Origin of the sequence: Leptospira neocaledonica (assembly GCF_002812205.1) — a bacterium.
GTDB classification, from domain to species: Bacteria; Spirochaetota; Leptospiria; order Leptospirales; family Leptospiraceae; genus Leptospira_B; species Leptospira_B neocaledonica.
This window is the reverse complement of the sequence record NZ_NPEA01000010.1, coordinates 101774-120960: the sequence shown is the minus strand read 5'-3', so window position 1 is coordinate 120960 and position 19187 is coordinate 101774. Positions and strand designations below refer to the sequence as shown.

Below are 19187 nucleotides of genomic sequence, written 5' to 3'. Positions count from 1 at the left end.
GTATGGAGTTCGATTTGCAAAGGTTAGTGATTTTTCTCAGTGTTTTTACCGTAATTCTTTTGATAGGTTATTCTTATGCGACCAGTCGTTTGATCGCACCTTTCGAACTTGGAACTTTTCAGAAGGTTTTTCTCTGGATCGGAGTGGTTTTTCTGGTCCTTCTCACTCCTAGCGCTTATCTTTTAAGTTTATTTTTTAGAGAAACCCAGTGGCAAAAGTTTTGGGCCTACTCCGCTTTTATCACCTTGGGGTTTGCGACCATCCTTGTTTCCTTCGTGGTTTTCAAAGATCTAGGAAATTTGGTTTGGAAAGGCGTTATTTATCTTTCGGACCTTCTACAATCCAAAAGTATTTCTGTCGCATCAGCTGAAACCGAGGCCCTATTAGGGTCTGAAAAATTCGGAAGGGGGGATTTTTTGGCTAGGATCTCTTCATTCGCACTTTTGGGAATCGCAGGCGGGTTGACCGCTTTCGGATTCTACCAGGCTAAAAAAACTCCGACTGTCAAATACGTAAGAATCAAGGTGAAGGATCTGCCGGAGGGACTGCAGGGTTTTAAGATTGTACAACTTTCCGATATCCATATTGGGCCTACGATCAAGGGAAATTTTTTAGAAGGTGTGGTGTCTAAGACAAATTCTCTTGAGCCGGATCTGGTTGCGATTACTGGAGATCTGGTAGACGGCACCGTAAACATGTTGAAACACCATGTTTCTCCGCTGAAAGATCTGGAATCCAAGTACGGTACATTCTTCGTAACCGGGAACCACGAATATTATTCCGGCGTCATAGCCTGGATTCGAGAATTAGAAGATCTTGGAATTAATGTATTATTAAATCAGAATAAATTAATAGAGCATAATGGTGCGAAAATTGCTGTCGCAGGTGTCACCGATTATAAGGCTCATACTGTTATTCCCGGTCATAGGACGGATCCTAAACAGGCTTCTCTCGGAACGGAAGCGGCTCACTATAAGGTACTACTTGCTCACCAACCTAATTCCGTTTTTGAAGCGGCTAAGGTAGGATACGATCTGCAGCTCTCCGGGCATACTCACGGAGGCCAATACTTCCCGGGAAATGTTTTCATCCATCTTTTCCAAAAGTTTGTAGCGGGCCTAAGTAAATGGGAAGATACCCAACTTTATGTAAGTAGGGGAACCGGTTATTGGGGACCTCCTTTAAGAATAGGAGCTCCTTCCGAGATCACTCTGCTTGTTTTGGAAAAACAGTCTTAGAACTTTATTGACATTCTGATCTTCCCGGGCTCTCTGTAGGGAATCCGGGATCCAGAATGATCAAAAAAATTTTCAGCTCGATTGCCTTATCCGTATTCTTATTTTCCAGCTCCAGTTCCTTCTTCTTTTCTAATTGTTCTAAACCAAAGCCAAAGTCCAACCCAGAGATCGAAAGATTAAAACCTAAAAAGAAGGCGGACGATAGAGACCAAGACTCTGATATTTCTTCCAGAGAATATTTTGACGAGGACGCGGATGGTAAACCTATCGAAAGAAAACCGGAACCGAGTCCTGCAGTCAGTCTTAGATCTTTTGCAAGCGGTTCTCCCGGATGTAAAAAAGGAAACTGTAAAAACGGAGAAGGTATTTATGTTTATGATACCAAAGACGTGTACTCCGGCAGATTTGTAGGAGAGATGAGAGAAGGTTGGGGAACCTTGGCTTATTCGGATGGTGATAGATACGAAGGTAATTGGTCCGAAGATAAAAAAATAGGTTCAGGACGTTATGTGTTCCGGGATGGTTCCGTTTTTAGCGGTTCATTTACGGCAGAAGGTAATGGGAACGGTAAATATACGAAAGCCGGTAGAACGACTCGATGCAGATTAGAGAGTAGAAAGTTATTCTGTAAGTAATCCTTAATAAACGATAATCCTTTCGGATGAGTTATTATTAATATTAATAAACGATTGTTCGATTATAAAGGATCTCTTTTTTACAAGAGATCTTGATTTTCAAAAAAAGAAAGATAGAATGTTCCATCGCTGGACGGAGGTCCGTATGGAAAGATGGCATGATTGGTTAGAGACTCATCGGGATTGGTGGATCGATATGGTCCGCGTATATTTGGGCGGGGTTCTGGTATATAAGGGACTAGCATTCCTTGCGGATACGGATTCACTCATCCGACTCATGGAACTGAATAATGCTCCTTATGCTTCTACATTGCTCGCTCATTATATAGTGATAGCTCACATTTGTGGTGGTGTGCTGCTGATGGTAGGACTTCTGACTAGATTCTCCGCGATTTTACAATTGCCTGTCCTAGTCGGGGCTGTTTTGTTTATCCATGCGAGAGAAGGTTTCGTATCTCCAGGATCAAATCTGCCTTACGCTTCCATGATCCTACTTTTACTTTTACACTTTTCTTTGTATGGATCCGGTCGTATCTCGGCTGATTTTTATATAGAAACACATAAGAGTGTTTAAGGAAAGTTTCGTTAGCTCTTTGGATTTATTCTAAAAGAGCTAACGATTATTCTATTCTTAATCGATTACAGAAACCTTATCTAATAGGCTTACCCAATCGGTTCTTTCCGGTTGTCCTGGTTTTCTTTTTCCAAAAAACTGAACGATTAATTCCCCATCGGCATCATATACTTCCATGGAATGAATTATTCCATCTTTGGAGGGTTTATCCACTATATATGTTTTAGAGATCAGATCGGATCTTAAGTGTAGATTGAATTCCGGATCCAGAACATTCCACCAAGATTCTAAAACCTTAATATTGGTGACTTCTCCCGTATGAATCTGGATGGAGCCTGGGTTCCCCACAAAAACCATGATCGGTGTTCTGTCCAAAGAAGCCATTTCTAACATTCTTAATACTGCCTTGGTCTCTACAGTTTTGGTGAATTTCCCGTTTGCGATTTCCATGGATTGTATTCTGGAAACACCATGTTTTTTTAATAGAGAGAAAAATTCATGAGTATCCTCTAATTTTCCCCAGTCGTTTAAGAATTCAGTCTTGGTTTCCGGCTTAAGTTCTTTTTTCTCCGCAATAGCGGTTTCCTTTTTGTTTTCAGAAGAGAATAAGGAGGAGAAATCAGGAGATTCGTTTCTGAATTCAGATCTTAACTTTTCCCACACGGATACATTCGATTTATCCGTTAGGAAAAGTTTGAACATCGCTTCTCCATTTTCGCCGAAGAACTGAAAGGACCTTTGAGTGGAATCTTGTTTAGGTTCTTCTACCGAAAATCCGTATTTCCAGATTCCCGGGAAAAGTCTGAGATCAATATCCGCTCCGACTACTAAAATATGTCCCGGGCCGGAACTTACTTTTTCGAATATTCCTTTTCTTTCATGTACACAGGCTTCGTTGCGAGTGAGGACCATTACATGTCCCAATTCTCCGAATTTTGCGAATAATTCTCCCCAATTAGTTTTGAGAGAAGAAACTTGTGGGAATCCTTCCGTTTTGGAGATCTCGGAGGCAGCGAGTAGTCCACCTTCCGAAGTTTTGAGTTGGGAGGCGATCTCTCTCATTCTAAGACGAGGTTGTGTTTCTTTGATTTGTTTCCAATCTTTGATTATATTCTCGATTTCTAACGATTCAGCGATGGACATTTTCTTTCACTCCTTTAGCATTTAATGTATAGGGTAGGTCGTTTGTTTTGTTCGGGTCAGCGGGACCGAGAGGGATTAAATAATGCCCTCCTTCGGGGAAAGGAATCTTCTTGGTTCTCAATTGGAAATGTTCTAGGACGAATTTTTCATCCAGTATATTCTCCGGAACTCCATCCGCTAGTATTTTACCTTCTTTTAATACTGCGATCCGATCAGCATATCTCAAGGCAAGGTTTAGATCATGAAGGATGCAAAGAACTCCTCTTCCTTCTTTACTAAGTTGTTTTGCTTTTTCTAATAAAGAATGTATTCTGTTTGGATCTAAGGAAGCTCCAGGCTCGTCTAAAAGAACGTAACTTTCTCTTTGGGTAGGTTCTTTGTCCTGGACCAAAACTCTTGCCATTTGGGTCCTTTGTTTTTCTCCACCCGAAAGTTTATTATAAGTTTGGAATCTTTCTCTTTCTCCTAAATGTACGGCATGAAATGCATCTTCGGTGATCTGGTCTTCTAACGGTTTAGGAACTCTTAATTTAGAGCAGGACCTTCCCATACGAACGATCTCATCGGCAATGAACGGGAAATGAATCTCGGATTCCTGAGAAAGTACACTTCTACGAAGTGCTAGGTCTTCTGAATCATACTCTGATAGGGGAATCCCATCCAAAAGTACCAATCCTTTGTCCGGGGACATTTCTCCGGAGAATAATTTTAATAAGGTGGATTTTCCTGCTCCATTGGGACCGAGCACGATTAAAAGTTCTCCGGGATACAAACTCAAATTGACCCCGGATAATAGGAACCTTCCACCTCTGGATAAAGAAACTTCTGATAATACTAGACTCATCTAAATTCTCCTTCTCTACGTTTTGCTTGTAGGATTAAGAATAAGAAGAATGGGCCACCTATCCCTGCGGCAATAATACCGATCGGAAGTTCGGAAGGGAATGCTACAGTACGCGCTGCCAAGTCCGCTACGGAAAGAAGAAGTGCTCCTCCGAATAAAGAAGCAGGTAATAACGTTTTATGACCTGGTCCTAAAACCATTCGCAGAATATGAGGGACGATCAAACCTACGAATGCTATATTTCCGCAGATGGAAATACTTACTCCAACTAATAGACTCGCTAGAACGATGGTAAGATTTCGGATCCTTCTTACTTTAAAGCCAGTATGAAAAGCTTCTGCTTCTCCTAAAGCCAAAGCATCCAGACCTCTGGCAAGTACCGGAAAGAAGAGGGTAACGATCAGAAGAACGGAACCGAGCAGATAAATTTTATGCCAGCTTGCTACTGCCATACTTCCCAAACTCCAGAAGGTAAGGTTCCTAAGTTGTGAATCATCTGCGAGATAAGATAAAAATCCTAAAAGAGAAACTACGGTTGCATTTACTGCGATCCCGGCGAGCACCAAAACTAAGGAGAATCCTCCACCTTCTCTTTTGGAAACCAAATGTAAGAAGAAGGAGACGGAAAGTGCGCCACCAAAAGCGAATAACTGTAATAGGAAACTTTCCTTTCCTTTTAGTTCTGCTGGAAAGAATGTAAGTATTTTTTCAGAAAATACGATCCAAGTCGAGGCTGCTAACGCTGCTCCAGGGCTTACTCCAATAAATCCAGGTTCTACCAGCGGATTTCGAAATAGTCCTTGTATACAGACTCCGGCGGAAGCAAGACATGCGCCAACTAACATGGATAATACGAGTCTTGGCATTCTTAAATTCCAGACTAGAATGGAATGTGGGATTTCCAACTCGGATAAGGAATCTTGTCCTAAGATCAATACTTTCAGGATCTCTTCGGTAGAAAGTTGTATGGATCCGAATTTGAGGGAAAGTATCCCGATCCCGAAAAGTCCAATAGCTAACACTACGTATACGAGAATAGGCGGGACTTTTCGTCCCTTTTTTTTCTTCTTTTCTTCTCCTGTACTTTTCATTTCAGGAGAAGAAGTTTCCGGAGAGGATACGATCATTTTTTCTCAGAAGTTTTAGGATGAAATGATTCGAATAATTCTTCGATGCCCTGACCGAGCCTTGGGCCGAAACCTAAAAGAACTAGATCATCTATTGCAACCACTCTGGATTTTTTTCCTGCAGGAGTGTCTTTCACACCTGGAAGAGAAAATACTCCGTCTTTTCCGCCGAGGCTTTCTAATCCTCTGCTTGGAATTAAGATGATATCCGGTTGAGCTGCAATCACTGCTTCCGGTGTGATCGGTTTAAAACCTTTGAATCCGTCCACTGCGTTGATTCCTCCGCCGAGTCGGATCATTTCATCTGCAGGTGTTTCCGTTCCGGAAACCTGAGCAAGGCTTGTTCCTCTATGATATACGAATAGTACTTTTGGTTTGGATTTTAATTTAGAGACCTTCTCCGCAATTTTAGAATGTTTTTTGCGGATATCTTGGACGATCTTTTGGGCTTCTTTTTCCGCACCGATCTCTTTTCCGATCGCAAGAATATTATTTAATGCAGGCTCTACTCCAGGCAATCCAGGATAGATAATCACTTTTAAGCCTGCAGATTTAAGTTGTTCTATCACTTCGGGAGGACCGGCATATTCTAATCCTAGAACCAGGCTCGGTTTTAAAGAAAGAATACCTTCTGCGGAAAGCGCTCTTTGGTAACCTACTTTAGGAAGTGCTAATGCTTCCGGAGGATAAAGGGAAGAAGTGTCATTGCCTACTACCAATTTACCTTTTCCTAATGCGAATACGATCTCGGAAACAGTTCCATTTAATGTTACGATTCTAAGATCCTTTGTCTCTGCAAAAATAGATGCAGGTAAACATAGTAACAAAGCCAAGATTATGATTTTTTTCATGTCGGTTCTCCGAATTTCAAAATGTTTTTACCGGACCCCCGGTACAGGTGAAGAAGAAGGTATCGGCGCCGCAGAATAATCTGCAGGAGCCGCACCCGCGCTGAACCTTCCATCTATCCCCACATAATAGAATCTAGGTTTTTGCGGATTATAAGTAAGATCGAATGTGTCTAGAAGGTTATCTACGCCGGCGAATATTTCGAAAGTCCCAAGTATCTTTTGAGAAATCCTAATATTCAAATTGGTATGAGGATTCACCATTCTTACGCCGTAAGTTGGTCCTGTAGTACAGTAAGATAGATTTCTTTCCGTACAGTATTCTTGGATTCCGCCGGGAATACTTCCGAACAATGCATTGATCGTATTGGTTGCCTGCGTGCTAAGCTGAGCAGTAAGTGCAGAGAACTCCGTGGGCAATTGAGGATCACACCAAAACGGATTTTTTTGACAGTAATAAGGTTGTTTCCCGAAAACGACCGCGAATAAGGAAAAACTAAATCCGCTTGGTTGATGATCTATACGAATATTTGCATTCCATCGATGGTAACCTCTCCCTTCTAAAGGAAGATTGGTCAATTCGTCTCTTGTATCAGTATACGTATAACCGCCACCTAGAGAAACATTCTGGTGAACCCTGAGAGTTACGGAGGATTCGAATCCTTTTGTAAGAGCCTTTTGGTAATTGGATGTATTAAAGATCTGTAATCCGGATGCATCCCTAGTCGGGTTTGTCCTAAATCCGATCAAGTTATCGATATTATTATAGAAGAAGTTAAAGCTGAACCAAAATACCTTATTCGGCTCCCATTCTCCACCCAAGTTATAACTACGAGAAAGTTCGGGCTTTAGATCGGGATTTCCCGCTACTCTATAACCTACGCCCGGGTTTACAAAATTATAATATAGATCCTGAAAACTCGGAGCCCTATATCCTAATCCGTTGGCTGCTCGGAAGCGGAATTTATCAGTCACATCATAGCGGACCGCTAATTTTGGAAGGACTTGTCCTCCGTAAATGGAGTCGTGGTCGGAGCGGATTCCTGGAACGATCTGGATTCTAGGAGCGCTGGATACTCTCCATTCATCTTGCACATAAAAAGCATTTCTTTGTCTTTGGGCGTATCCGTTTTGGGTTTGGTAAGGATCCGTTCCCCCAAGGATATCACTTGCACAAATATTAGGAAAATTTCTCTTACAGTCCGGAGCAATTCTTGCGGAAGAAAATTGGTCTATCAGTGTTTCCGCTCCGTAAGAAATTACATGTCCGTCCGATATCTTATGATCTAAACGAGTTCTTAATTCTGTAACTGCGTTATCCAGCTTCTCTCTTTTATCTTGTGCATCCGACTTTCTTTGGTCGTATGTATAGGTATCGAAAAATCTGGCGTAATTTGTATTTACGTTTAAGTTTAATGTTTTAGTGATTTCCCAATCCGCGTTGACTGCGCCCATAAAGTCATGGGTCTTATTACTTCTATCATATACTCCTCTTGGAGGAACTGCATCTACTGCGCTTTGGTTTAGATATCTATAATAGAATTGGAAACCGATTTTGAACGTTTCTGAGATATCGAAGGTTGTCTTATTGGAAACGTTTATATCTTCGAATGCACTGCCTGAGGTAGATTCTAAGGGACCTTCATAAGGAAGTTTTTTACGATAAATATATAATTTGGTCCAAAGGGGAGTGTCGGTAGGAAAAGGAGAATAACTAGGGGAAAGACTTTCTACTCTCCCGTTTTTGGGACCTAAAGTTGCATCCGGAGTTAGATCGTAACCGTCTCCTCTATGCCAACCCGCCGTAAAGTTAGTGGAAACAATTCCTTTGCGGACTCCTACGGATGCGTAATTACGGAACTCAGTTCCTGTCCCATAATAGAGAGGGTTTCCTCCTCCCATAAAAGTCCTAAAGTTCGCCGAGTATGGATCTTTTTGCTCTTTAGTGATGATGTTGATCACACCCGCAATTGCATCCGAACCGTAAAGAGCAGATGACGCGCCCTTTACGATTTCAATTCTTTCTATATCTTCCGCTTTAAATCTAGTTAAGTCTATAGAACCGCTGAAACGTCCTGTGGTTCTTTGTCCATCTACTAAGATGAGAACGTTTTGACCTGCAAGACCCTGTAAACGAACCGTGGACCCTCTTTCTCCTGCTTGAGCGGGACGAACTTCTATCCCTGGAACGTTACCTAAAGTTTGGGAGATATCTCTCGCTCCCATAGCATCTATATCTTTTCTGGTGATTACTTCCGTAGTGATCGTGGAATCTTTTAAAAAACCTTTTCTACGAGTACCTGTAACGGTGATGATAGAACCTCTATCGTTGTTCCCATTACTAATATCTTTCCCAGTTTCCGGATTCGGTTTGGATTTATCCGGATCTTCTTTTTTTTCTTCCGTCTTTTTTTCAGGAAGAACTTCTCCTTGAGAGAAGATAGGGATTCCTAAAAAACATAACCCTGAAAATAAGATCAGATAAAGTATCCTAGGAAGTGAAGATGGTCTGATCTTCCCCATCAAAGTTCCTTCCAAGTAAATTTAGGAAATCCGCTTGTACTTGCATCGTCATAATAATCGATCATCTCTAATCCGAAGAAAGAAGTGCCATCGGAACCTCGGATCAAATACCCTCTTGTTTTTGGGGTGAGTTCATGAGAGGTCTCGTTATAATCGTACCAATCCCAGAGAACAGGACTTGCGTTTTCAGAGGCTGTTCCGAATCCTCCTCCTCCGGTTTGAGACATGAGTTTGTCTACTAACAGAGTACAGTCTCCACCGGTTACATCGCCAAGATTGGTGTCGCCTGCATTAAAACAAGAACCTCCATTTGCAGAACCACTTGTTCCGCTATTTGTACCTATTATGAATCTTTTAAATTTTAGATCCCAGGTGCCTGAATTGGTGGTCTCTATTCCACCTGCTTTTAGATCTAAATAAACCCAGCATCCGCTTGAAGTTGCGTTCACTCTAGTTGTATTGATTCCTGCCGACGGGGAATTTGGGGTAGTGGTTGTATCGCCTGCAACCTTGATACATCCTCCACCGCCATCTTCTAATGCGGCTAAAATTGCAAGACCGTCGTCTCCTCCGGTGCTAGGCCCGCAGAAAACAGTTAATGTCGCCATGAGAATAATGAAAATTGAATATAATGTTTTCATTATTTAATCCCCCTTCTTCAAAAATTAATAATGACAGTAGGCGGCCTAAATCGACCGCCTGAAATTCTTAAAGCGCAGTAGTGCTATAAGTTACTACTTTAGTCGCTGTTACACCGGAAGCAGAACTGCCGGTTTTGTAATATGTGCTAGTATTACCGGTGGAACCGATCCCTGCACCGTTAGTCCAATCCGCTTTATTGATGATCGCGTTAGACTCGTTAAGGGTACATCTCTTCTTACAGTTTGCACCTTTGTATCCGCTTCCCCAAACGGTAAGTTTAGGAGTGGTGTCGGCACTGATATCGAAACAGACATCGCTTGCAGTGCTTGTGAAGGAAGAATACAGGCTAGTTCCTGTTCCCCCGAGAGGTACAGTTGCAGTTCCATTATCCGTTCCATATGCTGTGATGGCGGAATAACCTGCGTAGACCATGGGTCCGCCTTGGTATATGTTCACTACGAGTTTGCCGTCGCCTGCGACAGTATTCATAGTCTCCCCACCAGCGGAATTTAGCGTTGTGCCGTTACGGCCATCTTGCCATCCGGTTGCTAGATAGATTGTTCCGTGGCCACTTGCAGCTTGGAGCAATGTTCCTTCTATCCTGATATGTCTTGCTGCTCCCGCAGTAGGGATGGAGATCAATTGGAAAGTGTTGATCCCTGCAGTAATTGCAGTTTCTGCGATCTCATCATCTGCAACTGCTGCGTCTACGCAGGCGCCGTTTAAAGCCCCGAGTACAAGTGCAGCGTTCGACTCTTTTGAGCCTTGGTCGCAATTCATTAAGAAGGATATTCCTAGAATCATCGTCAATAGCGTCTTGGTTGTGTTCCGTTTCATGTTCTCTCCTGTTGAGACTCAATTCTCATTAGTAGGAGTCATGGTTTTATATTTAAGCATTGAATTGAGTCTAAAACTCAAAATCAAAACCTTCTGGAATCTGTCAACCAAGAATGAGAACAATTCTCAGAAGCAATACGGAAAAGTCCGCTAAAGAATTTCGGAAAAGCCAGCCATTCTGGCCGTCAGATCAATTGATATTTGTCTGCGGACTGACTTATGGTCCGGTTTTTTTTGAATTTAGAGAAATTCTATTTTATAAATTAGTAAGTATATTTCGTTTTTCTAATCCATTTGCTTTCAGGATGATCTGTGCTTTACTCAAACGATCGTTACGGACTTATTAAACAAAATTTGTTTCTGCTCATCTTCATGAAAGAAGAAGGTTTTGGGAAAAGTAATTGCTAGGTCCTCTTCCTTGGGTTAAAACTACCTTCGCCGAATTCCGAACCTTTCGGTAACGGAAAGTTTCATAAATAGGAGGGTACAGTATGAAGAAAAAATGGGTGGTGGTTGCAAACCGAAGCGAGGCAAAAATTTTCGAATACCAAGGACCGACTAACGGTTTGAAGCTGGTGCAAACAATGGAGAATCCCGAAGGAAGACTCAGAAATTCGGATCTAGTTACGGGAGCAGGCCAGGCTTCCAGATCGGATTTTGATTTTTTTCACGAACCTAAAAAGAGAGTGGCTGCGGCTTTTGCAGGTAAACTTAGCGATTTTATGAATTTGGAAAGGAAGAAGGATTCCTTCTCCAATTTTATTTTAGTTTCCGAACCGGGCTTTATGGGAATGATTCTTGGTAAACTGGACGAAAAGTCTAGGGAAAGGATCTATCATAAAATGCCTAAAGATATCGTGCATGAAAGAGAATCCAATCTGATGAACCATCTTAAGAGTGTGCTTGTAAGCGAAGCTTGAGATCCATTTGAGTCGATAATTATTAAGGCCGCCTTCTTGGCGGCTTTTTTATTGACGCAGCCGAATCCTAAACGATTCTACCTCAGTAAAAAATTGGAGAAGTCCATGGCTGCCTTAAAAGAAAAATATATTCTTTCTGTCGATAGCGGAGGAAGTGGGATCCGAGCAATCTTATTCGATAAGAAGGGCAGAATTGTATCAAGACAGTACGAAAAAACTCCTCCAATTGTGAGCGAGCCTGGTGCCTTGGAACATGACCCCGAAAAACTTTGGCAGGCACTTGTTTCCATTCTCAAAAAAACTTTTAAAAATAAAAAGTTCCAAGCTGTTAATGTGGATTCAATCGGAATCTGCAACCAAAGAGGATCTTTTCTTCTTTGGGATAAATCCAGCGGTAAACCCTTAACAAAACTGATTAGTTGGGCGGATGTAAGGGCAGGCAAAACTTCTTCGGAGATGAATTCCAATAAAATCTGGAAAGTCATCCAATTCGTTTCCAGAATTTTAGGAACGATCACAGGCAATCCTATGTTGATTGCAACCTATATGCTCAAGTTCACAACGGATCATGCTTCCGTTCGTTTGAAGTGGGTATTCGATAAAAATCCTGAACTTAGAAAAAGAGCGAAGAAGGGCGAGATACTTTTTGGCACATTAGATACTTGGTTCGTATATAAACTCACTAAAGGAAAAGAACATATTAGCGATCCTTCTAACGCAACAGTAACCGGCATGTTCAATCCTTTTCAGTTAGAATGGAATGCTCCTCTTTGCGGTATCTTCAATATCCCAATGAAAATTTTTCCAAACGTAAAAGATACGGCTGCCGATTTCGGAGTTACGGATCCTTCTCTATTCGGTGCTGGAATTCCGATCAGAGCGGTGGTAGGCGATCAGATGGCTGCTTTATTCGGGCATGCATGTTTCGAAAAGGGTGGAGTAAAAATTTCCCAAGGTTCAGGCGCATTCGTAGACATGAATATGGGGGATAAGCCTAAAATTTCCAAAAGAGGTTTGTTTCCTCTGGTTGCTTGGAGACTCGGCGGAAAACCGACTTACATGTTAGAAGGTTTTACAGGTACTGTAGGAACTTTGATCGACTGGCTTGGAAAAGGAATCGGGCTTTCCGATACTCCAAAAGTTTTGAACGAACTTGCTTCTCAAACCAACGACACAGAAGGAGTGATCTTTGTTCCGACTGCTTCCGGGATGAGATACCCACATTTTAATCCAAATGCAAAGGCCTCCGTTTTCGGGCTTTCTTTGGCAACTCATAGAAGGCATGTAGCAAGGGCCGTACTCGAAGGAATTGCATTATCTTTATTTGATATATTAGAAGGGATCAAGAAAGACACGAACGTTCCTGTGAGCTCCATTATGGTAGACGGAGGAGTTTCTCAGTCGGACATTCTTTTGCAATGTCTTGCGGATTTTTGCAATGTGGAAGTGAAACGAGCACCAGAACCGGATATGACTGCTACGGGTGCTGCATATCTTGCAGGGCTTGGTTCCGGTTATTGGAAAAGTTTGGAAGAATTGAGAAAGTTAGAAAGAGGTTATAAAATTTTCAAACCTAAGATGGATCCTAAGTTCAGAGAACTAAAATTGGAACGTTGGCATAGAGCAGTTCAATCCACTTTGAAAATAGACTAAGATTCTTGGATACGAATGGAGCTGACTATGGTGGTCAATTGTTCCGCCAATTCTTCGGAAGGCTCCTCGTCCCCATTATAAGTGATTAGGATCATTCTTTTTTTAGCGGAGACCAGGTAGACCATCCAATGCCTTCCGTCTTCCTTTAAAAATTCGCAGGCAATAATCTTGGAGCCTTCGTTGTTTTCGAAAAAAGCGGCCATCTCTCTCACGTATTCTATTTTATGAGTCGCAAGATATCTTTCTAATTCCTGCTCCGGATCGAATCCACCTTCTTTATTTTCGAAAGCGTAGACTTGCATGGCGCCTGCACCATTCTCCTCGAAAAAAGCGGGAATACCTTCGATCACGATATTCTGCCAATGGCCTGGGATCACCATGCTATACCAGCCGGAGGGGGAACGATAAAGTCTGTAATCTAACTTCTTATCCATCTTAAAAACTATTTCGCCATCCTTATCCGGTTAAAAATCCAGGCAAGCATGTTTGGGATTACTTGACATTCGTGTTGTCTTAAACGATCCTCTCCTGTTGTGATCGCAATCCTGAAAAACAGAAGAGGCCCTTTTTATCTGATCACTACGTTTTTCGCGATCATATTCTTTGCGGTCTTCGCATCATCTCTCGCGATTGTCTTTTCCCTATTTCTGATAGCTGTCCTGGTTTTATATCCTGTTTTATTGGACTGGTTTTCCCGTCTTTATGGTCAGGAAGATATTGCGGATGAACTTCATTTTGCAAAAACTAAAGACGGATGGAATATCGCGTTACATAGGCATATTCCTCCTATCCCGAATCCGGAACTTGCCCCCGTTATCGTGGTGCACGGGATCGCTACGAACAAGTATGTGATCGATTTGGACAAAAGACATTCTCTTCCATACTATTTAAAGTTAAGAGGATACGAAGTATTTGCAGTTTCTCTTAGAGGTGCTGGGAGTTCGTACCATGAGAGTAGGGGAGGATATGAGGATTTCACTTTTGATGATTTAGTAAAATATGATGTTCCCGCTATTATTTCAAAAGTACTTTCTCTGACGGAGAGTAAACGTGTGAATTGGGTGGGGCATTCAATGGGCGCCATGATCTTCTATTCTTATTTAGGGATCACATCCAAATCCGAAAAAGAAAAGATCGCGAGTTTTGTTTCTTTGGGTGGCCCGGGAAATTTGAATCATCTTGGTTTAAGCCTGATCGGCTTACTTTCCAGATTCCCTCGTGCTCGAAAAGTTTTGGATCTTAAATTCGGTGCTTCTATGCTCGCACCTCTCGCTGGAGAAATCTACACTCCTATAGACCAGATACTTTATAATCCGAAAGCGACCCGGCCAAGGATCGTCAAAAAGGTAATGAAAAATGCGATCGAAAATATCAGCGAAGGACTGATAGAACAATTCATGTCTTGGATTGAAACAAAGAAGATGAGTTCTTTAAACGGGTTTTATAATTATATAGATCTGCAAAAGGAAATCACTGTTCCTAGCCTATTTATTGCAGGAGCAAATGACGCGATCGCAACTCCTGACACGGTTCGGTTTGTATATGAAAGAGCAGGAACTAAGATCAAAAAATTTCATGTGATCTCTAAGGAAGAAGGAGCCAGTGATGATTACGGACATGGCTGTTTGATCCTTGCGGAGAAGGCGGAAGACGATGTATTTCCCAAGGTCGAAACCTTCTTACGGGAGCATGGAACCTCTAAAAGGCAGAGCTGGTTTTTGAAATTAAAAAGAAAATTCCGGCAAAAAGCTCGAACCTAATAAGACATAAACCTAAATTTGCTACCTTAAAAGAGTAGCATTCTTCCCTTTATCTCACCAAATCTTAAGTATGTCTCAATATAAATGTGCTTATATATTGAGCATGTAAAAGGATAAATCCTACAAAATGGGCACAATATTTAGATTTGGAGAATTGGTACGCTAATTGCATAAGATCTCGGTAGAGCGAAACGAATCCAGAGAAAAACAGAATCGGATACGTAGAGGTGCTTGACCATGATAGAACTCAAATTTGGGCAAAGAAAAGTTGTAAGCTTTCGCGGGGCAAGGAAGGTCGTCGGCGGTTTAACCGAGAAGAATAAGATCGATATCCTTCTGTATATCAGTAAGGAATTTGCAAACGCGGATAAGGAAGAGGAACTTTACGATATCGTAATTAGCCTCTGCAAGGACATCTTCGAGTGCGATAATACCACTCTTAGGATGTGGAAGGGAAATCTTTTGGTCCCTTCTCGCTTCTTAAAAGAGACGATACCGCCTCGCAGAGATCTCAGTCAGGACGAAGGTTATTCAGGGTTCACTTTTAAGACCCGTATGCCTTTGTTGATCCAAGATTTAACACATCACGCGGAATACATAGACGAGGGTGAAACCACTCGGGCCGTTATGTGCGTTCCGATTATGTACAAAGAAGATTGTCTCGGCACAATCGCGGTAGAATCGGACACGGAATTTTTCTATAGAGAAGATGATCTTGAGATCTTAGAAGCTCTCGGTTCCCAGCTTGCTCTTGCTATTACTAGTGTTCGTTTGATCCAAGGTTTGGTTCAGGCGAATGAAAGAGAGGCTCAGATCCTAAAACAATTGGAATGGGATATGAGAATGGGGCGTAACGTCCAGAGCCAGATCGTAGAGACTACGATTGCTCCCTGGAACGGTTTACATTTTGGAACTTATTACGAGCCGATGACTGAAGTTTCCGGAGACTACTTTAATGTGGTCCGACAAGGAAACTCGATCACCGCGATCATAGTGGATGTGTCCGGACACGGTATACCAGCAGCGTTAGTTACCATGTCTATTCACTATCAATTCCAACGTTGTACTTCCCTTGGTATGGGACTATCCGAAACTTTGGCCGAATTGGGTGAATCCATTCGGCCACAGCTTCCGGATGGAACTTATTTTACAGCCTTTATCCTGAAGGTTTATAGCGACTATACTTATTCTTATGTGAATGCCGCTCACCAGAAAATGCTGCATTACCATAACGGTCATGGAAGAATAGAAGAGCTAGATACCCAAGGAGTTCCTCTTGGTATCTTCGAAGTAGAAAGAAGTAATTTCGAAGAGAAACATGGCAGGATTTTGCCTGGAGATATTTTGTTCTTACCGACTGACGGTATTACGGAACAGAAAAATGAACAACGCCAAGAATTAGGGAACCAACGTTTTATAGAATGGATCCGTCAGGAAAAATCCACTATAGAAGAACAAAGAGATAAGATTTATGTTTCCGATCTGGTCGGTTCTTTGATCGGAAGATTTAAAAGATATAAAGGGGATATGAGAAACGGAGACGACGTTTCTTTATTAGCTCTTCAATGCAATCCGGAACTTGGAAAAGCTAAGACATTACTTTCTCTCGCGAAATCCGCTGCAAAGGCGAAGAAGGACCAGGTCGCATATGATAAGGCTCTGGAAGTATTCTCCATGGATGAGTCTCTCAAAGACAGTTTGGTCCTTCTTGGGAAAATGTATTACAGAGATCGAAATTTCGAAAAGAGTGTACAGTTCTTAGAGAAGTATATTAAAACTAGCGGAGAAGAATCCGAGCATATTCATTATCTTTTGGGAAGAGCGTATTACGAGCTGGAAAATATTCCAGAAGCTAAGAGGGCGTTGAAACGTTCCCTTGCTATCGATCACACATACGCTAAGTCCAGTTTAAGGCTAGCTAGATGTTATTTGAAAGATAATGAAACTCCTAAGGCGATCAAGGTCCTTCAACAAGGAATCAAGAGTGCGCCTACGAACGAGTATCTAAAAATTTCCCTTAAAAAGTTGGAGGAATTAGTAAAAAGAAAATCAGGAGATCTAGTCGTTTCGGAACAAAGAAAAGAAGCGGTTTAATTGATAAGAGCCTGACCCATAGGTCCAGGCTCTTGAAGCCCAAAACTTGACATTGATAGATAAGGTAAGTTTAGGGACGGACTATAAGCGAAGTTCAGGAATCGTGTTTAAAAAAATATATAGGAGATTTAGGAAAAATATGCGCATATTAATATTACTTACGCTCGCCTTTGCCTCGAGCGGAATTTGGGCCGATGATGTAGCCCCTGCGACCGCCGAATCCGCGTTAAGTGCAGTCGCAACTTTAAGAGATGAAACGAATTGGTTATGGACCTGTATCGCAGGCTTTTTGGTATTTTTTATGCAAGCGGGTTTCGCTTTGGTCGAAGCCGGGTTTACAAGAGCAAAAAATACTGTAAACATTCTCATGAAGAACTTCATGGACTTTGCCTTGGGTTCTTTGGCGTATTGGCTGATCGGATTTGCGATTATGTTCGGACCTCAGATCATCAGCGGAATTGGATTTGGTTCCGTGTCTTTAGCAGATAGTCTTTTGATCGTAGACGGAAAACCTGATCCGAGCAAGTTTACATTCTTCATATTCCAATTGGTGTTTGCGGGAACCGCTGCTACCATCGTTTCGGGAGCCATGGCGGAAAGGACCAAGTTCGTGGATTATGTGATCTTCTCCGTATTGATCACAGCTTTTGTGTATCCTATCTTCGGTTCCTTGGCATGGTCCAATCTATTCAATCCGGATAATAAAGGTTATTTGGTAGAAGCTGGATTTATCGATTTTGCAGGTTCCACTGTGGTCCACTCCGTAGGTGGATGGGCAGGACTTGCGGGAACCATAGTGCTTGGGCCTCGTATCGGAAAATACCAAGATGGTAAAGTTCTTCCTATCTTAGGTCATAATATGACGATCGCAGCTCTTGGGGTTTTTATTCTATGGTTAGGTTGGTTTGGATTTAACCCGGGATCCACTACTTCGGTGGGTGGAGGAACTTTCGCGATCATCGCTGTTACGACTAACTTTGCAGCGGCTGCGGGCGCCGTTTCTTCCATGATTGTCACCTGGATCCTTTTCAAAAAACCGGATATAGGTCTGACCTTAAACGGTGCTTTAGCCGGACTTGTGGCAATTACTGCTCCTTGTGCAAACGTAAGTATCAGTTCTGCGATCATTATCGGACTCGTAGGCGGTGTGCTTGTGGTATTCAGCGTTTTATTCTTTGATAAGATCAAAGTGGACGATCCTGTTGGGGCGGTTTCCGTTCACGGAGTCTGCGGAGCTTGGGGAACCATCGCTGCAGGTTTATTTGCGGAGCAGGCTTTCGGCGGAGTAAACGGATTATTCTTTGGTGGCGGGATCGACCAATTATTGGTTCAGCTACAAGGTGTAGGTATCGGATTTGTTTGGGCATTCGGAGCGAGTTTAGTTATCTTCTTAGGTCTTAAATTCACCATCGGTCTAAGAGTTTCCGAAGACGAAGAGATCCAAGGTTTGGATATTCTGGAACACGGAAACGAAGCGTATCCAATTTCCAAATAACGGACTTCCAAAAACCTCCGCAGCCGACTGCGGGGGTTTTCTTTTACGTTGACGAAATGCCACCACCCGACCGAATTGAGGTATGCGTTCGGGATTTTCCATCCGCTTCTTCCAAAAATCGCTTTTATTACTCTGTTTTCTTTTTTTCGGCTGTTTCGAATACGAAGAAACTCTTACAATCAATTCCAATCTAAGCGGCACTCTGGAAATCTCTTATGTGGTCCCGACCAAACGTAAGTCGGAAGAATCACTTATCAAATTTCTTCCTACCAGAAAAGAAGAGATCCAAAACAGACTGAACAAAGGATTTTTTTCCAAAAGCCTTGTACTAAAAGACTATACCTTCCAAAAATTAGAAAGTTCGGAAGCGGAACCCGGTGCATTCCGAGAAAAAGCGAAGGTCACTTATAAAGTAGAATTCACTGATATTTCTCAACTAGAGAATATACTTCTCGGTAATGTTCAGATCAAAAAAGAGAAGGCCAATACGATCTATATCAAGAGAGAATTTCCTTCTATCAGTAAATCTCTGGAATCTATGCAAATGGACGGAGAGAAAAAAGTACTGAGCGAAACCTTGAGGTTGATCCGCGGAAACGCGTTAAACTTCAAAGTGAATTTTCCGATCACTTCCGTTTGTTATACGAACCGTGGAGAACAAAGTTTAGGAAGATTGGCGTATCGATTGCCTCTTGCTGACACTGTGGAGAAATTCGGGAACAAGTCCTGGGACTACAGGATTACGTTCGTCTACTAAGTCTCTAGATAGAGATTGGCACTTGCCGCGGAGGCCTAACGGCACATTACCCTTTGGGCAACGTCGGCAAGCTTGTGCTTAGGATGATTTTGCGTAA

17 protein-coding genes are annotated in these 19187 nt (G+C 42.2%); 9 read left to right on the top strand and 8 right to left on the bottom strand.

Annotation, left to right across the window (positions count from 1 at the left end):
* Nucleotides 1-2 precede the first annotated feature (2 nt).
* The 3 genes from CH365_RS17450 to CH365_RS17440 all read left to right on the top strand — a co-directional run bounded on the left by CH365_RS17450 (nt 3) and on the right by CH365_RS17440 (nt 2447).
* On the top strand, nt 3-1238 hold the full coding sequence (locus CH365_RS17450; protein WP_100769820.1) for a metallophosphoesterase: 1236 nt from the start codon (nt 3-5) through the stop codon (nt 1236-1238).
* A gap of 56 nt (nt 1239-1294) precedes the next feature.
* Nucleotides 1295-1873 (top strand): MORN repeat-containing protein, encoded by a 579-nt coding sequence (locus CH365_RS17445; protein ID WP_100769819.1) that lies wholly within the window; start codon nt 1295-1297, stop codon nt 1871-1873.
* A gap of 145 nt (nt 1874-2018) precedes the next feature.
* The gene (locus CH365_RS17440) at nt 2019-2447 is read left to right on the top strand and encodes a DoxX family protein (protein ID WP_100769818.1); all 429 of its coding nucleotides are present in this window, start codon (nt 2019-2021) and stop codon (nt 2445-2447) included.
* A 57-nt stretch (nt 2448-2504) separates the two neighbouring features.
* Here the strand turns inward: CH365_RS17440 and CH365_RS17435 are convergent, their stop codons facing one another.
* The 7 genes from CH365_RS17435 to CH365_RS17405 all read right to left on the bottom strand — a co-directional run bounded on the left by CH365_RS17435 (nt 2505) and on the right by CH365_RS17405 (nt 10411).
* The gene (locus CH365_RS17435; RefSeq protein WP_100769817.1) at nt 2505-3590 is read right to left on the bottom strand and encodes a hemin-degrading factor; all 1086 of its coding nucleotides are present in this window, start codon (nt 3588-3590) and stop codon (nt 2505-2507) included.
* Nucleotides 3577-4434: an ATP-binding cassette domain-containing protein gene (locus CH365_RS17430; protein WP_100769816.1), complete on the bottom strand. Its 858-nt coding sequence runs from the start codon at nt 4432-4434 to the stop codon at nt 3577-3579. The genes CH365_RS17435 and CH365_RS17430 overlap by 14 nt, the downstream gene beginning before the upstream one ends.
* Nucleotides 4431-5561: a FecCD family ABC transporter permease gene (locus tag CH365_RS17425; protein WP_100769815.1), complete on the bottom strand. Its 1131-nt coding sequence runs from the start codon at nt 5559-5561 to the stop codon at nt 4431-4433. The genes CH365_RS17430 and CH365_RS17425 overlap by 4 nt, the downstream gene beginning before the upstream one ends.
* Nucleotides 5558-6412 carry a heme/hemin ABC transporter substrate-binding protein gene (locus tag CH365_RS17420; protein ID WP_100769814.1) on the bottom strand — a complete coding sequence of 285 codons (855 nt, stop codon included), beginning with the start codon at nt 6410-6412 and terminating at the stop codon, nt 5558-5560. Before CH365_RS17420 ends, CH365_RS17425 begins: the two co-directional genes overlap by 4 nt.
* 27 nt (nt 6413-6439) lie before the next feature.
* Entirely contained in the window at nt 6440-8932 is a 2493-nt protein-coding gene (locus tag CH365_RS17415; RefSeq protein ID WP_100769813.1) for a TonB-dependent receptor plug domain-containing protein, read from the bottom strand.
* Entirely contained in the window at nt 8932-9573 is a 642-nt protein-coding gene (locus tag CH365_RS17410) for an HmuY family protein (RefSeq protein ID WP_100769812.1), read from the bottom strand. The genes CH365_RS17415 and CH365_RS17410 overlap by 1 nt, the downstream gene beginning before the upstream one ends.
* A gap of 67 nt (nt 9574-9640) precedes the next feature.
* Nucleotides 9641-10411, bottom strand: coding sequence for a hypothetical protein (locus tag CH365_RS17405; RefSeq protein WP_244283268.1), 771 nt, complete (start codon nt 10409-10411; stop codon nt 9641-9643).
* Nucleotides 10412-10902: 491 nt separating this feature from the next.
* Between CH365_RS17405 and CH365_RS17395 the strand changes: the two genes are divergently transcribed.
* Both CH365_RS17395 and CH365_RS17390 read left to right on the top strand, forming a co-directional pair.
* On the top strand, nt 10903-11331 hold the full coding sequence (locus tag CH365_RS17395) for a host attachment protein (protein WP_008594114.1): 429 nt from the start codon (nt 10903-10905) through the stop codon (nt 11329-11331).
* 105 nt (nt 11332-11436) lie between these two features.
* Nucleotides 11437-12984 carry a glycerol kinase 5 gene (locus CH365_RS17390; RefSeq protein ID WP_100769810.1) on the top strand — a complete coding sequence of 516 codons (1548 nt, stop codon included), beginning with the start codon at nt 11437-11439 and terminating at the stop codon, nt 12982-12984.
* Here CH365_RS17390 and CH365_RS17385 read toward each other — a convergent pair.
* Nucleotides 12981-13418 carry a hypothetical protein gene (locus CH365_RS17385; RefSeq protein WP_100769809.1) on the bottom strand — a complete coding sequence of 146 codons (438 nt, stop codon included), beginning with the start codon at nt 13416-13418 and terminating at the stop codon, nt 12981-12983. The genes CH365_RS17390 and CH365_RS17385 overlap by 4 nt on opposite strands.
* Before the next feature lie 99 nt (nt 13419-13517).
* On the opposite strand from CH365_RS17385, the gene CH365_RS17380 reads away from it, so the two are divergent.
* From CH365_RS17380 to CH365_RS17365, 4 genes are all read left to right on the top strand, one after another.
* Nucleotides 13518-14744 carry an alpha/beta fold hydrolase gene (locus CH365_RS17380; RefSeq protein ID WP_100769808.1) on the top strand — a complete coding sequence of 409 codons (1227 nt, stop codon included), beginning with the start codon at nt 13518-13520 and terminating at the stop codon, nt 14742-14744.
* 237 nt (nt 14745-14981) lie between these two features.
* A complete protein-coding gene (locus tag CH365_RS17375) occupies nt 14982-16838 on the top strand; it encodes a SpoIIE family protein phosphatase (RefSeq protein ID WP_100769807.1) in 1857 nt (618 codons plus the stop codon).
* A 139-nt stretch (nt 16839-16977) separates the two neighbouring features.
* Nucleotides 16978-18333, top strand: coding sequence for an ammonium transporter (locus CH365_RS17370; protein WP_100769806.1), 1356 nt, complete (start codon nt 16978-16980; stop codon nt 18331-18333).
* Between the two features lie 82 nt (nt 18334-18415).
* A complete protein-coding gene (locus CH365_RS17365; RefSeq protein WP_100769805.1) occupies nt 18416-19090 on the top strand; it encodes an LIC11874 family lipoprotein in 675 nt (224 codons plus the stop codon).
* Nucleotides 19091-19187: the final 97 nt, after the last annotated feature.